The organism is Meinhardsimonia xiamenensis (genome assembly GCF_900102905.1).
Lineage (GTDB): Bacteria > Pseudomonadota > Alphaproteobacteria > Rhodobacterales > Rhodobacteraceae > Meinhardsimonia > Meinhardsimonia xiamenensis.
Window position 1 is genome coordinate 141,042 of record NZ_FNFV01000004.1, and the last position, 13,791, is coordinate 154,832.

Annotated in this window: 13 protein-coding genes; 12 read left to right on the plus strand and 1 reads right to left on the minus strand. The window is 69.3% G+C overall.

Annotation, left to right across the window (positions count from 1 at the left end; translation table 11 throughout):
* Positions 1-540, plus strand: coding sequence for an RNA 2',3'-cyclic phosphodiesterase (gene thpR / locus BLQ14_RS09750; RefSeq protein WP_092500372.1), 540 nt, complete (start codon positions 1-3; stop codon positions 538-540).
* Positions 541-560: 20 nt separating this feature from the next.
* Here the strand turns inward: thpR and BLQ14_RS09755 are convergent, their stop codons facing one another.
* Complete coding sequence (locus BLQ14_RS09755; protein WP_092500373.1) at positions 561-758, minus strand: DUF1674 domain-containing protein; 198 nt, start codon at positions 756-758, stop codon at positions 561-563.
* An 81-nt stretch (positions 759-839) separates the two neighbouring features.
* Between BLQ14_RS09755 and BLQ14_RS09760 the strand changes: the two genes are divergently transcribed.
* From BLQ14_RS09760 to BLQ14_RS09810, 11 genes are all read left to right on the plus strand, one after another.
* Complete coding sequence (locus tag BLQ14_RS09760) at positions 840-2,120, plus strand: RsmB/NOP family class I SAM-dependent RNA methyltransferase (RefSeq protein WP_092500374.1); 1,281 nt, start codon at positions 840-842, stop codon at positions 2,118-2,120.
* 134 nt (positions 2,121-2,254) lie between these two features.
* The gene (locus tag BLQ14_RS09765; protein WP_092500603.1) at positions 2,255-3,964 is read left to right on the plus strand and encodes a heparinase II/III family protein; all 1,710 of its coding nucleotides are present in this window, start codon (positions 2,255-2,257) and stop codon (positions 3,962-3,964) included.
* A gap of 33 nt (positions 3,965-3,997) precedes the next feature.
* Entirely contained in the window at positions 3,998-5,590 is a 1,593-nt protein-coding gene (gene purH / locus BLQ14_RS09770; protein WP_092500375.1) for a bifunctional phosphoribosylaminoimidazolecarboxamide formyltransferase/IMP cyclohydrolase, read from the plus strand.
* 13 nt (positions 5,591-5,603) lie between these two features.
* Positions 5,604-6,071 (plus strand): signal peptidase II, encoded by a 468-nt coding sequence (lspA, locus tag BLQ14_RS09775; protein WP_092500376.1) that lies wholly within the window; start codon positions 5,604-5,606, stop codon positions 6,069-6,071.
* A 67-nt stretch (positions 6,072-6,138) separates the two neighbouring features.
* Complete coding sequence (locus tag BLQ14_RS09780) at positions 6,139-6,660, plus strand: DUF3035 domain-containing protein (RefSeq protein WP_092500377.1); 522 nt, start codon at positions 6,139-6,141, stop codon at positions 6,658-6,660.
* An 84-nt stretch (positions 6,661-6,744) separates the two neighbouring features.
* Positions 6,745-8,100 (plus strand): M16 family metallopeptidase, encoded by a 1,356-nt coding sequence (locus BLQ14_RS09785; protein ID WP_092500378.1) that lies wholly within the window; start codon positions 6,745-6,747, stop codon positions 8,098-8,100.
* Positions 8,097-9,419, plus strand: coding sequence for a M16 family metallopeptidase (locus tag BLQ14_RS09790; RefSeq protein WP_092500379.1), 1,323 nt, complete (start codon positions 8,097-8,099; stop codon positions 9,417-9,419). The genes BLQ14_RS09785 and BLQ14_RS09790 overlap by 4 nt, the downstream gene beginning before the upstream one ends.
* Before the next feature lie 43 nt (positions 9,420-9,462).
* Positions 9,463-11,298 (plus strand): DNA mismatch repair endonuclease MutL, encoded by a 1,836-nt coding sequence (gene mutL, locus BLQ14_RS09795; protein WP_092500380.1) that lies wholly within the window; start codon positions 9,463-9,465, stop codon positions 11,296-11,298.
* On the plus strand, positions 11,295-12,479 hold the full coding sequence (locus BLQ14_RS09800) for a DNA recombination protein RmuC (protein WP_092500381.1): 1,185 nt from the start codon (positions 11,295-11,297) through the stop codon (positions 12,477-12,479). The genes mutL and BLQ14_RS09800 overlap by 4 nt, the downstream gene beginning before the upstream one ends.
* Before the next feature lie 82 nt (positions 12,480-12,561).
* Complete coding sequence (locus BLQ14_RS09805) at positions 12,562-12,954, plus strand: DUF3775 domain-containing protein (protein WP_092500604.1); 393 nt, start codon at positions 12,562-12,564, stop codon at positions 12,952-12,954.
* Positions 12,955-13,296: 342 nt separating this feature from the next.
* A complete protein-coding gene (locus tag BLQ14_RS09810; protein ID WP_092500382.1) occupies positions 13,297-13,746 on the plus strand; it encodes a Ros/MucR family transcriptional regulator in 450 nt (149 codons plus the stop codon).
* Positions 13,747-13,791 lie beyond the last annotated feature (45 nt).

Below are 13,791 nucleotides of genomic sequence, written 5' to 3' on the forward strand. Positions count from 1 at the left end.
ATGCGGTCCTTCATTGCCGTCGATCTGCCGGAGGAGCTGCGCGAGGCGCTCATGGCGCTGCAGCGGGAGATCCCGGTGGGCCGCATCATGGACCCCGAGACACTTCACCTGACGCTGGCATTTCTCGGCGACGTGCCCGAGCCCGTGCTGGCCGAGCTCGACGAGGAGCTTGCGGCCATCCGCACCGAACCGCTCACGCTCAAGGCGGCCGGCCTCGGGACATTCGGCGAGCCCGAGCCCTTCGTGCTCTGGGCGCGTGTGGAGCCTACGCCCGAGCTCGAGCGGCTGCAGGCGGCGGTGCGGCGGGCGGCCGAGCGGGCGGGCCTGCGGCTCAAGCGCGAGCGCTTTCGCCCGCATGTGACGCTTGCGCGCTTCCGCCATCCGGGCCCCGGCGAGTTGCGGCGGCTCGGGCAGTTCCTGCAGAGCCACGGGGCGGTGAGTCTTCCCGAGGCGCGGGCCTTGAGCTTTGGCCTTTACCGCTCGCACCTGCGCCCGGACGGCGCCGTGCATGAGCCGCTGGCCGTCTATCCGCTGCGCTGAAGCCGCCTGACGGCGAGGTATCAGAAATCCACCGCGATGCCTTTGCGCTCCCAGTCGCCATAGCGCGTGGGCTCGGGGCCTTCGCGCCCACCGATTTCCTTCGGCATCGGCCGGGCAGCAGCCTCGGCGGCGCGGCGCCGCGCCTCGGCCTCGGCCAGCGCGCGGCGGGCGGCTGGCGGCAGATCGGGGCGTTCGCCCTGTTGTCTGTTCTCGGGCATTGCCTGTCTCCCCGGTTGCGAGGTGATCGGGCAGTGTTATATCCCCCCGGACCTGTTCCACAAGCCAAAGGCGTGCCGCTCATGAGCAAGGGACTGGCGGCGCGTGCCGCCGCGCTCGACATTCTCGTCACGGTTCTGGAGCGCCGCCTGCCGCTGTCGGAGGCGGTCCCGCCCGCCGTCGCCGGGCTCGAGCCCGCCGAGCGCGCCCGTGCCGCGCGGCTGGCCGGCGAGACGCTGCGCTGGCTCGACCGCGCCGACCGCATGCTGAAGCCCTTCCTCTCGCGCCCGCCGCCCCTGCGGGTGCGCAATGTGCTGCGGCTCGCTCTGGTGGAGATCTTCGTGGCCCAAGCCCCGCCGCACGCCGCCGTGGACGCGGCGGTGAGCCTCGCGCGCCGCGGGCCGCGCGGCAAGGCGATGGCGGGGCTCGTCAACGCGGTGCTGCGGCGCGCGACGGCAGAGGGGCCGGAGCGATGGGAGGCGTTGGCCCTCCCGCGTCTGCCCAAATGGCTGCGGGCGCCTCTTCTGAAGCGCTGGGGGCGGGAGGTGGTGGAGGCCATCGAGGCGGCGCATCTGCGCCCCGCGCCCCTCGACCTCACCCCGCGCGACGGCGATGCGCAGGCGCTGGCGGAGCGGCTGGGCGCCATGGCGCTGCCCACGGGCAGCGTGCGCCTTCAGGACAGCCCGCAGCTCTCGGCCCTTCCGGGCTATGCTGAAGGCGCGTGGTGGGTGCAGGATGCCGCCGCCGCCCTTCCCGCGCGGGTGCTGGCTGCGAAACCGGGGGAGCGCGTGCTCGACCTTTGCGCCGCCCCCGGTGGCAAGACGATGCAGCTCGCAGCCGCCGGGGCGCAGGTGACGGCGCTTGATCTTTCGCCCGAACGGCTCGAGCGGGTGGCCGAGAACCTCGCCCGCACCGGCTTGCAGTCCGAGCTTGTCGCGGCCGATGCGCTCGTTTGGGAGCCGCCCGGCGGGGCGCTCTTCGATGCCGTTCTCGTCGATGCGCCCTGTTCGGCGACGGGTACGATCCGCCGCCATCCCGAATTGCCGCATATCCGCGACGCGCGCCGTCTGGGCGAGCTCACCGCGCTGCAGGCGCGCCTGCTCGACCGCGCGGCCGCGCTCACGCGGCCGGGTGGGCGCATCGTCTTCTGCACCTGCTCGCTCCTGCCTGCGGAGGGCGAGGATCACATCGCGACCGCGCTCGCCCGCAACCCCGCGCTGCAGCTTGACAGTGTCGCCCTCGATCTGCCCGGCGTCGAGCCCGGATGGATTGGTGCCGAAGGGCTCAGGACGCGCCCCGACTACTGGGGCGAGATCGGCGGAATGGACGGCTTTTTCATTGCCGCCTTGCGCAAATCCGCCTGACCGGCGGGCTTGGGCGATGACAGACGCCCGCCCAGCGCGTATGATCGCACGAAAACGGCTCCGGCAAGAACAAGATCGAGGCAAGGCAGGACGTGTCCCGTTCCGAAGGCTGGGCGGCGCGGCGGACGCGCTGGATGAACCGGTTGCATGCGCGCCGGGCCGCCTTCGCGCGCCCAGCCACCGGCTTTGTCTCGCAGCCCGAGCCGAAGAGCATCGGCCGCTACGCCCGCGGCCGTCAGCTTGTCGCCGGCAACCTGCAGTTCGCGGGCCACATGGTCGAGGCGCCCGGCGCCATGCTGTGGGAGGTTCCCGCCCCCGACCTTGCCTATGAACTCGAGCGGCAGGGCTTTGCCTGGCTCGACGATCTCGCCGCCTTCGGCGACGGAAAGGCCCGCGCCTGCGCCCAGAGCTGGACGGCCGGCTGGATCGAGCGTTACGGCCGCGGGCGGGGGCCCGGCTGGACGCCTGACCTCACCGGCCGGCGGCTCATTCGCTGGATCAACCACGCGCTGTTCCTGCTCAACGGCCAGTCGCGGGAATTCTCCGAAAGCTACTACCGTTCGCTGGCCCAGCAGACGGTGTTTCTCAGCCGCCGCTGGCATGCGGCCTCTCCGGGCCTGCCTCGCTTCGAGGCGTTGACCGGACTCATCTATGCCGGGCTTTCGCTGATCGGGATGGAGCGGCTCGTCGGCCCGGCCGTTGTTGCGCTTTCACGCGAGTGCGAAAGCCAGATCGATGCGGGCGGCGGCATCCCCACCCGCAACCCCGAGGAGCTTCTCGAAGTCTTCACCCTGCTCACCTGGGCGGCGTCGGCATTGTCGGAGGCCGGGCAACTCGCCGATGCCGCGCACATCGCCGCGATCGAGCGCATTGCGCCGACCCTGCGCGCCCTTCGCCATGCCGATGGAGGGCTGGCGCGGTTCCATGGCGGGGGGCGTGGGGTGGAGGGCCGGCTCGATGCCGCCCTTGCAGCCTCCGGCGTGAGAACGCAGCCCCAGCCTGGCCGCCGTGCCATGGGGTTTGCGCGGCTCTCGCATGGACGCACCACCGTCATCATGGATGCCGCGGCGCCACCCTCCGGGCCCGCGAGCCACAACGCCCATGCCTCGACGCTTGCCTTCGAGCTCACCTCCGGGCGGCGGCCTTTGATCGTCAACTGTGGCTCGGGCGCTCCCTTCGGCGAGCAATGGCGGGCGGCGGGGCGCGCCACGCCCTCGCACTCGACCCTGTCGATCGACGGTTATTCGTCGTCGCGTCTCGGCGGGCGGCGGCTGATCGGAGGGATCGAGCGCGAATTCCTGGAGGACATCCCCCGCGACGTGCGCTTTCGCGCGGGCGAAGATTCCGGCGGCAGCTCGGTCATCGCCGGGCACGACGGCTATGTGCCCACGCACGGCCTGACACATGCGCGCGCGCTCGAGCTTGCCACCTCGGGCCGCGCGCTTGCCGGCGAAGACACGCTCGGCTGCGTCCGGCCCGAACACCGCAGGCTCTTCGACGCGGCGATGGACAGGGTGAAGCTCGCCGGCATCCCTTTTCGGATCCGCTTCCACCTGCACCCGGACGTGGATGCCGAAGTGAACATGAACGGCGCAGCCGTGTCGCTGGAGCTGAAGTCGGGCGAGATCTGGGTGTTCCGGCACGACGGCAGGGCCAGGCTCACGCTGGAGCCTTCCGTCTACCTCGAAAAGGGGCGGTTGCGGCCCCGGCCGTCGCTGCAGATCGTGCTCTCCGCGCGCGCGCTCGAGCCGGCGACACGGATACGCTGGACATTGGCCAAGGCCACCGATACCCCAAGCGCCGTGCGCGACCTCGCGCGCGACGATCTCGACCTCGCCACCTGACGAACAGACATCCGAGAACCGGACCCTGCTGCCATGACCGATCTTTCCCCCGTGCGCCGCGCGCTGATTTCCGTATCCGACAAGACAGGTCTCGAAGAGCTCGCCCGCGCTCTTGCCGCGCGCGGGGTCGAGCTGGTCTCCACCGGTGGCACCGCGCGGGCGCTGCGCGCGGCCGGGCTCGAGGTGACGGACGTGGCCGAGATCACCGGCTTTCCCGAGATGCTCGACGGGCGGGTGAAGACCCTGCACCCGATGGTGCATGGCGGGCTTCTGGCGCTGCGCGACAACCCCGAGCATGTCGCCGCCTGCGAGGCGCATGGCATCCGCCCGATCGACCTTCTCGTGGTCAACCTCTACCCCTTCGAGGCCACCGTGGCCGCCGGTGCCGACTACGAGGACTGCATCGAGAACATCGACATCGGCGGGCCGGCGATGATCCGCGCAGCGGCGAAGAACCACGCCCATGTGGCCGTGGTGGTGGATGTGGAGGACTACGGCGCGCTCCTTGCCGAGCTCGACGCCCACGATGGGGCGACAAGCCTTGCCTTCCGCCAGCGGCTGGCGCTCACCGCCTATGCGCGCACGGCCGCCTATGACGCCACCGTCTCGGGCTGGCTTGCCGCGGCGCTGGGCGAGGAGGCCCCGCGCCGGCGCGCCTTTGCGGGGCGTCTGGCGCAGAAGCTGCGCTATGGCGAGAACCCCCACCAGCGCGCCGCCTTCTACGTTGACGGCTCCAACCGGCCGGGTGTGGCCACCGCGACCCAGCATCAGGGCAAGGAGCTTTCCTACAACAACATCAACGACACCGATGCCGCTTTCGAGCTCGTTGCCGAGTTCGACCCGGCCGAGGGACCGGCCTGCGTGATCGTCAAGCATGCCAACCCCTGCGGCGTGGCGCGCGGTGAGACCGCCCTTGACGCCTACCGCGCCGCCTATGACTGTGACCGCGTCTCGGCCTTCGGCGGCATCGTCGCGCTCAACACCACGCTCGATGGCGACACCGCCCGCGCCATCACCGAGATCTTCACCGAGGTCGTCATCGCCCCCGAGGCCGACGAGGAGGCGCGCGCCGTCTTCGCTGCGAAGAAGAACCTGCGGCTCCTGACCACCGGCGGGCGCCTGCCCGACCCCGGGGAACCCGCGCTTTCCTTCCGGCAGGTCTCGGGCGGCTTTCTGGTGCAGGACAAGGACGTGGGCCAGCTTGCGACCCATGCGCTCAAGGTGGTGACGAAGCGCGCCCCGAGCGAGCGTGAGATGGCCGACCTGCTGTTTGCCTGGACGGTGGCAAAGCATGTGAAGTCGAACGCCATCGTCTATGCCAAGAACCGCGCCACCGTGGGCATTGGCGCGGGGCAGATGAGCCGGGTCGATTCCACCCGCATCGCCGCGCGCAAGGCGCAGGACATGGCCGAGGCGCTGGGGCTTGCCGAGCCGCCCACCCGCGGCTCGGTGGTGGCGTCGGATGCCTTCTTCCCCTTCGCGGACGGTCTCCTTGCCGCCGCCGAGGCCGGGGCGACGGCGGTGATCCAGCCCGGCGGCGCGATGCGCGACGAGGAGGTGATCGCGGCGGCGGACGAAGCGGGGCTCGCCATGGTCTTCACCGGCATGCGCCACTTCCGGCACTGAGCGCGCGCCCGCGATGCGGCTCACGATCCTCGCAGCGCTCGCCGTTTTCGCGCTCGACCAGTGGACGAAGATCGCCGTCGTCCACTGGATGAACCTGCGCCATCTCGGCACCATCGAGGTGCTGCCGCCATGGATCACCTTCCGCATGGCGTGGAACTACGGGGTGAATTTCGGCCTCTTCGCCGACCACTCCCCCGCAACCCGCTGGGTGTTGGTGGCGCTGGCGCTGGCCGTCTCGGCCTGGGTGCTGTGGTGGGTGCGCCACGATCAGGGACGCGCGGTGCGGCTCTTCGCGGGCATGCTGGTGGGCGGGGCGCTTGGCAATGTCGTTGACCGCATCCTCTATGGCGCGGTCGCCGATTTTCTCAATGTCACCTGCTGCGGCATCGACAACCCCTTCGCATTCAACGTGGCTGACATTGCCATCTTCATCGGCGCGGCCGGGCTCGTCTTTACGCATCGCGGGCACAACAGCAGGTGACGGCGCTGCGGCGATGGTCTAAACCATGGTGCGAGCGGCGCAGGATCCGGCAAATGGGGGTAATGCAATGACGAGGGGAACGGCGAGACTACTGCCGGCGCTTCTGGTCGTGGCCGTTCTCTCGGCCTGCGCAAGCGATGAGCCGAAGCTGCTCAATCTGAAGAAGACGGGTGCCGGGCCTGACGAGTTTGCCGTGGTTCCCTACAAGCCGCTGCAGCAACCGCAGGATTACGCCTCGCTTCCCGAGCCCACGCCGGGGGCCGGCAATCTGGTCGATCCCACGCCGAAGGCCGATGCGATTGCGGCGCTGGGCGGCCGGCCAACAGTGGCGCGGGGCGTTCCGGCAGCGGATGCGGGGCTCGTCTCCCATGCTTCCCGCTACGGAGTGGACGGAGCGATTCGCACGCGCCTTGCCGCGGAGGATCTCGAATGGCGACGCCGGAAGAGCCCACGGCTTCTGGAGCGGCTGTTCAGCGTGACCACCTACTACCGCGCCTACCGCAGGATGGCGCTTGACCAGCATGCCGAGCTCGAGCGTTTCCGCGCCGCCGGTGTCTGGACCCCTGCCGCCCCGCCGGAGCGCAAGTAGCATTGCGCTCACATTCGCGTGGCCGGGGTTGACGGCGGAGGTGCGGGACCCGATCCATCGGTCGCGGACCATCGGGGAGGCACCATGCGTCACATCCTGATCTCAGCGCTTGCATGGCTGGCCGTGGCGATTGCCGCGCCTGCGGCGGAGATGTCGAGCTTCACCCTCGACAATGGGCTTGAGCTGGTGGTTCTCGAGGATCACCGCGCGCCGGTGGTGGTGCACATGGTCTGGTATCGCGCCGGCGCCGCCGACGAGCCGCCGGGCCGCTCGGGCATCGCCCATTTTCTTGAGCACCTGCTGTTCAAGGGCACCGACGAGCTGGCGCCCGGCGAGTTCTCGCAGATCGTGGCGCGTCAGGGGGGCTCCGACAACGCCTTCACCTCGTGGGACTACACCGCCTATTTCCAGCGCGTGGCCTCCGATCGGCTGGAGCTGATGATGAAGATGGAGGCCGACCGGATGCGCGATCTCCGCCTACGCCCCGAGGACATCGCCACCGAGCGCGATGTCATCATCGAGGAGCGCAACCAGCGCGTCGAGAACGACCCCGGCCGGCTGTTTCAGGAGCAGAAGGCGGCGGCGCAGTTTCTCAACCACCCCTACGGGCGGCCCGTGATCGGGTGGAAGCACGAGGCCGAGGCGCTCACGCTCGAGGACGCGCTTGCCTTCTATCGCCGCTTCTACGCCCCCAACAACGCCATCGTCATCGTCGCCGGCGATGTCGAGCCCGACGAGGTGCAGGCACTGGCCGAAAAGCACTATGGCCCGCTTGAGCCCACCCCCGGCCTCGGCCCCCGCATCCGCCCGCAGGAGCCGCCGCAGACGGCGGCGCGCCGGCTCACCTTCCGCGATGCGCGCGTGGGCCAGCCCTATGTGACGCGCAGCTATCTTGCGCCTGTGCGCGAGCCGGGCGACCAGCGGCAGGCCGCGGCGCTGATGCTGTTCGCCGAGCTTCTGGGCGGCGACCCGCAGACCTCGGTTCTGGCGCGCAAGCTGCAGTTTGAAGAGAAGGTGGCGCTTTACACCTCCGCCTTCTATGACGCCGTGGCTTATGACCCTTCCACCTTCGGCCTCGCCATCGTGCCCGCACCGGGGGTGAGCCTCGCCGAGGCCGAAGCCGCGCTTGACCGCGCGGTGGCCGAGTTCTTGGAGGATGGGGTGGACGAAGCCCATCTCGCCCGCATCAAGATGCAGCTCCATGCGCAGGAGATCTACGGGCAGGACAGCCTGCAGGGGCTCGCTCGCCGCTACGGGGCGGCGCTCGCCTCCGGCCTCACGCTCGCCGACATCGAGGCGTGGCCCGAGATCGTGCAGTCGGTGACGGCCGAGGAAATCATCGCCGGTGCCCGCGCGGTGCTGGTGGAGGAGCGCTCCGTCACGGGCTGGCTCATGCGCCCCGAGGATGGGGCGGCGCAGATGCAGGAGGTGAGCCAATGATCCGCGCCGTTCTTTCCGCGCTCATGGCGGTTGTCGCGCTTGTCGTGACCGCGCCCGCGCAGGCGGCCATCGAGATTCAGGAGGTCACCTCGCCCGGCGGCTTCAAGGCCTGGCTGGTGGAGGAACATTCCATCCCCTTCGTGGCCATCGAGCTGCGCTTTCGCGGCGGCGCCTCGCTTGATGCGCCGGGCAAGCGCGGGGCGATCAACCTGATGACGGGGCTGCTGGAGGAAGGCGCGGGAGAGATGGACTCGCAGGCCTTCGCCGCCGCCCGCGAGGCGCTTGCCGCCCGCATCAGCTATGACGTGGGCGATGACGCGCTGGCGATCTCGGCGCGGTTTCTCACCGAGAACCGCGCGCAAGGGGTGGAGCTTCTGCGTGCCTCGCTGGTCGAGCCGCGCTTTGACGAGGACGCCATCGAGCGGGTGCGCGCGCAGGTCATTTCCATCATCCGCTCAGACGCGAAGGATCCCGAAGCCATCGCCCATGACACCTTCGCGCGGCTGGCCTTCGGCGATCACCCCTACGGCTCGAACCCCAATGGCACCGAGGAGAGCGTCGCGGCGCTCACGCGCGATGACATCATCGATGCCTGGCGGCGGGTGATCGCGAAAGACAGGGTCCATGTCGCGGCCGTCGGCGACATCACCGCCGAGGAGCTTGCCGCGATCATGGACCGGCTCCTTGGCGATCTGCCCGAGACCGGCGCGCCCATGCCCGGACCCGCGCCCTGGCTTCTGAAAGGCGGGCTCACCGTGGTGCCCTTCGAGACGCCGCAATCGGTGGCCGTCTTCGGCCAGCCGGGGATCGAGCGTTTCGACCCGGACTTCTTCGCCGCCTATGTGCTCAACCACATCCTTGGCGGTGGCGGCTTCTCCTCGCGGCTGATGACTGAGGTGCGCGAGAAGCGCGGGCTCACCTACGGCATCTACACCTGGCTTGCCGACAAGGATCACGCCGATCTCGTCATGGGGCAGTTCGCCTCCGCCAATGACCGGATCGCCGCGGCGATCGAGGTGGTGAAGGACGAATGGCGGCGCATTCACGAGGAAGGCGTGACCGAAGAGGAGCTCGCCGACGCCAAGACCTACCTTACCGGTGCCTACCCGCTGCGGTTTGACGGCAACGGCCGCATCGCCTCCATCCTCGTCGGCATGCAAATGGTGGGTCTGCCCATCGACTATGTGAAGACCCGCAACGCCAGGATCGAGGCGGTCACGCTCGAGGATGTCGCGCGGGTGGCCAAGCGGCTCCTCGACCCCGGCACGCTTCACTTCGTCGTGGTCGGTCAGCCCGCGGGGCTTGAGGCGAGCAACTGAGCATACTGGCCGAATCGCGAAGGCTCATGCTAGTGCTTGTGGCATGGGCCTTGCAGACACCAAGATAAGCCACGCGCTGCCGCAGATCCGCCAGCTGGACGAGGCGGCGATCAACCGTATTGCCGCGGGCGAAGTGGTGGAGCGGCCGGCCTCGGCCGTCAAGGAGCTCGTGGAGAACGCGCTTGACGCCGGCGCGCGGCGCATCGAGGTCGACTACGCCAACGGCGGCAAGACGCTGATCGCGGTGCGCGACGACGGCCACGGCATCGCCGCCGATGCGCTGCCGCTCGCGCTTGCCCGCCACGCCACCTCGAAGATCGACGGCTCGGACCTCACGAACATCGCCAGCTTCGGCTTTCGCGGCGAGGCGCTGCCCTCGCTCGGCGCGGTGGGCCGGCTGCGCATCGCCAGCCGCCCCGCAGGCGCGGAAGGGGCGGAGATCACCGTGGAAGGCGGGCGCATGGGGCCGGTGCGCCCGGTGGCCACGCCCTTCGGCACGGTGGTGGAGCTGCGCGACATCTTCTTCGCCACACCGGCGCGGCTGAAGTTCCTCAAGTCCGACCGCGCCGAGGCGCAGGCGATCGCCGATGTGGTGCGCCGTCTGGCGATGGCCGCGCCCGACACCGCCTTCACGCTCACCGACCGCACCGGCGGCGCGCCCCGGGTGGTGTTCCGCGCCGAGGCGGAGACGGGTGACCTTTTCGATGCGCTCGGCGCGCGGCTGGCGCGGCTTCTGGGCGCGGAGTTCCGCGACAATGCGCTGCCCATCGAGGCCGAGCGCGAGGGCATCCGCCTGACGGGTTTTGCCGGCCTGCCCACCTTCTCGCGCGGGGCGGCGAATGCGCAGTATCTCTTCGTCAACGGCCGGCCGGTGCGCGACAAGCTTCTGCACGGCGCCCTGCGCGCGGCCTATGCGGATGTGCTCGCGCGCGACCGTCACCCCGTGGCCGCGCTGTTCATCGAGCTCGCTCCCGCCCGGGTGGATGTCAACGTCCACCCCGCCAAGGCCGAGGTTCGCTTCCGCGAGCCGGGGCTTGTGCGCGGGCTCATCGTCTCGGCGCTGCGCCACGCGCTGGCCGAAGCCGGGCACCGCGCCGCGACCACCGTGAGCGCCGCCACCCTTGGCGCCTTCCGGCCGGAGCCCGTGGGGCCGCGCGTCTACCAGATGGACCGCCCCTCACCGGCAGCACGCGCGGCAGGCTACGCCGCGCAGGCCCCCGCACCCGGCTTTGCCGAAGCCGCGCCGCCGGCCGCGCGCCCTGCCGAGGCGCCCGCAGAGCCGGGCGAGGAGGCGCTTTCCCGCCCGCTCGGGGCGGCGCGCGCCCAGCTTCATCGCACCTACATCGTCGCCCAGACGGCCGACGGCATGGTCATCGTCGATCAGCACGCCGCCCATGAGCGCCTCGTCTATGAGCGGCTCAAGGCGCAGATGGCAGAGACGGGTGCCGCGAGCCAGGCGCTGCTCATCCCAGAAATCGTCGAACTCTCCGAGGCCGACGCCGAGCGGCTTCTGGCCGAGGCGGAAACGCTCGCGCGCCTCGGGCTTGTCATCGAGCCCTTCGGCGGCGGCGCGGTGGCGGTGCGCGAGACCCCGGCCATTCTCGGCCCCGTCGATGCCGCAGCGCTCGTCCGCGATATCCTCGATGCGCTTGACGAGACCGGCGAGGCGCTGGCCGTCTCGGCGCGGATCGAGGCGATCCTCTCGCGCATGGCCTGTCACGGCTCGGTCAGGGCAGGGCGCGAGATGCGCGTGGACGAAATGAACGCGCTTCTGCGGCAGATGGAGGAGACGCCGCTCTCGGGCCAGTGCAATCACGGCCGGCCGACCTATGTGGAGCTGAAACTGGCCGACATAGAGAAGCTTTTCGGACGCAGATGATCGAGATTGCCGGCCAGAGCTACGCCCTTGACGACCCGCTAGTGATTGCCGCGCTCGCCGGCGGCGCGCTGGTGCTCGTCGTGCTCGCGCTTCTGATCCTCGCCGTGCGCAATGCCGGCCGCGCCTCGCGCCTGGCCGAGCCGCTGGCGCGCGAGCTCGGCCGGCTTGGCGAGACGGTGCAGACGCTCAGCGCAGGCCAGCAGCAGCTGGCCGGCGGGCTCACCCATGTCGCCGAGGCGCAGGCCGCGAGCCAGGCCAGCATGCTGCAGCTGATGGAGGCGCGGCTTGCCGAGGTCTCCCGCCAGATGGGCGAGACGCTTCAGGGCTCGGCCACCCGCACCGCGCGCAGTCTGGGTGAGCTTCAGGAGCGGCTCGAGGCCATCGACCGCGCCCAGGCCAAGATCGAGAAGCTTTCGGGCGATGTGCTGAGCCTGCAGGACATCCTGTCGAACAAGCAGACGCGCGGGGCGTTCGGCGAAATCCAGCTCAACGACATCGTCAGCAAGGCGCTTCCACCTGACAGCTTCACGCTGCAGGCGACGCTGTCGAACGGCCGCCGCGCCGACTGCCTCATTCACCTGCCCAATCCGCCCGGCCCCATCGTCATCGACGCCAAGTTTCCGCTCGAGGCCTATGAGCGCCTGCGCGCCGCCGGCGACAAGCGCGAGGCGCAGGAGGCGGCGCGGCTCTTCCGCACGGCCGTGCGCACCCATATCCGCGCCATCGCCGAGCGCTACATCATCGAGGGCGAGACGGCCGATGGCGCGCTGATGTTTCTGCCCTCCGAGGCCGTTTATGCCGAGCTGCACGCGAATTTCGCCGATCTCGTGCGCGAGGGCTTCGCGCTGAGGGTCTGGACGGTCTCGCCCACCACGTGCATGGCGACGCTGAACACGATGCGCGCGATCCTGAAGGACGCGCGCATGCGCGAGCAGGCCGGTGCCATTCGCAAGGAACTGGCGCTTCTGCACGCCGATGTCGAACGCCTCGGCACGCGGGTGGCGAATCTCGACCGCCATTTCGGGCAGGCGGCCAAGGACATCGACGAGATCAAGATCTCTGCCGAGAAGGCCAGCCGCCGGGCTCGCCGGCTCGACAGCTTCGATTTCGAGGAACTGGCACCGGAGGCCGATGGAGCGCCCGTGGCCGCACTTCCGCGCCGGACGGGCGGCGAGGGCTGAAGAGCTTGGGCTGATCGAGATCAAGGAGCTTCCCGACGCCACGCCGCAATCTGAGTGCGACATGTGCAAGGAGGTGCAGGGGATGCTGCAGATCAGGCCAAGGCGGGTTGTCCACGTCATTGTCCGCGCCCGCGAGCTCGACGCCAAGGTGGGCCGCTGGGACAGCCCCGGCGACAGCGAGGATATCGAGACCATCCTCGAGATGCGCCGCGGCGATGCCACCGAGCGCGAATTGAGCGCCTTCATCCGCGCCCTCAACGAGGACGAGAAGGCAGGTCTCGTCGCGGTGATGTGGATCGGCCGTGGCAGCTTCGAGCCCGAAGAACTCGAAGAGGCGATCGAGACGGCGAAGGCCGAGGCGACATCTCCGACGGAGAGCTACCTTCTGGGCATCCCGCTTCTGGCCGACTACCTCGAGGAGGGGATGGAGAAGCTCGGCTACGACGTGAGCGCGCTCGAGGAGGAGTTTCTCTGACCGATGCATCGCGATGCGCGGTCGAACGGCCGTTCAGTTCAGCGCAGACATCCCGTCGGGACGAGGGCATGCGCGCAGGGCCATCGGCATAATCCTGCCGAGGTTCAACCATGCGGAGTCTTTCGAGAGTCTGCTTGCGTGCAGGATTTATACTTCAGGGTTGAGGAGAGATAAATTCCGTTCATGATTTGTTGCCTTCAAGAAGCGATGTGATTGCGTCTGCCTCGTGTATCGCAGCGGAAATTCGCGAATGGGAAGACAATGATTCATTGATTTCGATACCGATGAGTAATAACAGGGGCCATCTCGAATACAGCGGTATCGAACCTCCAGGAGAAAAACATGAGCGAAGCGGATGATCGCGCGCTTGTCGAACTGACGGCCGAAATCGTTTCGGCCTATGTCAGCAATAATCAGCTTTCGGCAGGCGAGCTTCCCGGGTTGGTCAGGGATGTGCACGAGGCACTCTCGGGGCTGAGCGGAGACAGGGAAGGTGCGGATCAGCAAGCCGCCGCGCAGCAGGCGGAGCCCGAGCCAGCGCGCGCGCCGGCCGTGCCGGTCAACGCCTCGGTGCGCGACGACGCCATCACCTGCCTTGAGTGCGGCAAGTCCTTCAAGACCCTCAAGCGACATCTCTCGAGCGAACACGGCCTTGACCCGGCTGCCTATCGCGAGCGCTGGCACCTGTCGAAGGATTATCCTCTCGTCGCCCCCGCCTACAGCCGCAGCCGCGCGAAGACCGCCAAGTCGATCGGCCTTGGCCGCAAGGGCGGAAGGCGCAAGAACGGGTAAGCCAAAGCGAGCCAACCGGCTGTTAACTGGTTGGCGCTAGCGTCG

Excerpts from the sequence above, each read along its gene's own strand:
- purH (WP_092500375.1), top strand. The coding sequence starts at position 3,998 with ATGACCGATCTTTCCCCCGTGCGCCGCGCGCTGATTTCCGTATCCGAC.
- BLQ14_RS09805 (WP_092500604.1), top strand. The coding sequence starts at position 12,562 with ATGCTGCAGATCAGGCCAAGGCGGGTTGTCCACGTCATTGTCCGCGCC.
- BLQ14_RS09780 (WP_092500377.1), top strand. The coding sequence starts at position 6,139 with ATGACGAGGGGAACGGCGAGACTACTGCCGGCGCTTCTGGTCGTGGCC.
- lspA (WP_092500376.1), top strand. The coding sequence starts at position 5,604 with ATGCGGCTCACGATCCTCGCAGCGCTCGCCGTTTTCGCGCTCGACCAG.
- BLQ14_RS09785 (WP_092500378.1), top strand. The coding sequence starts at position 6,745 with ATGCGTCACATCCTGATCTCAGCGCTTGCATGGCTGGCCGTGGCGATT.
- BLQ14_RS09810 (WP_092500382.1), top strand. The coding sequence starts at position 13,297 with ATGAGCGAAGCGGATGATCGCGCGCTTGTCGAACTGACGGCCGAAATC.
- mutL (WP_092500380.1), top strand. The coding sequence starts at position 9,463 with ATGGGCCTTGCAGACACCAAGATAAGCCACGCGCTGCCGCAGATCCGC.
- thpR (WP_092500372.1), top strand. The coding sequence starts at position 1 with ATGCGGTCCTTCATTGCCGTCGATCTGCCGGAGGAGCTGCGCGAGGCG.
- BLQ14_RS09790 (WP_092500379.1), top strand. The coding sequence starts at position 8,097 with ATGATCCGCGCCGTTCTTTCCGCGCTCATGGCGGTTGTCGCGCTTGTC.
- BLQ14_RS09800 (WP_092500381.1), top strand. The coding sequence starts at position 11,295 with ATGATCGAGATTGCCGGCCAGAGCTACGCCCTTGACGACCCGCTAGTG.
- BLQ14_RS09765 (WP_092500603.1), top strand. The coding sequence starts at position 2,255 with ATGAACCGGTTGCATGCGCGCCGGGCCGCCTTCGCGCGCCCAGCCACC.
- BLQ14_RS09755 (WP_092500373.1), bottom strand. The coding sequence starts at position 758 with ATGCCCGAGAACAGACAACAGGGCGAACGCCCCGATCTGCCGCCAGCC.
- BLQ14_RS09760 (WP_092500374.1), top strand. The coding sequence starts at position 840 with ATGAGCAAGGGACTGGCGGCGCGTGCCGCCGCGCTCGACATTCTCGTC.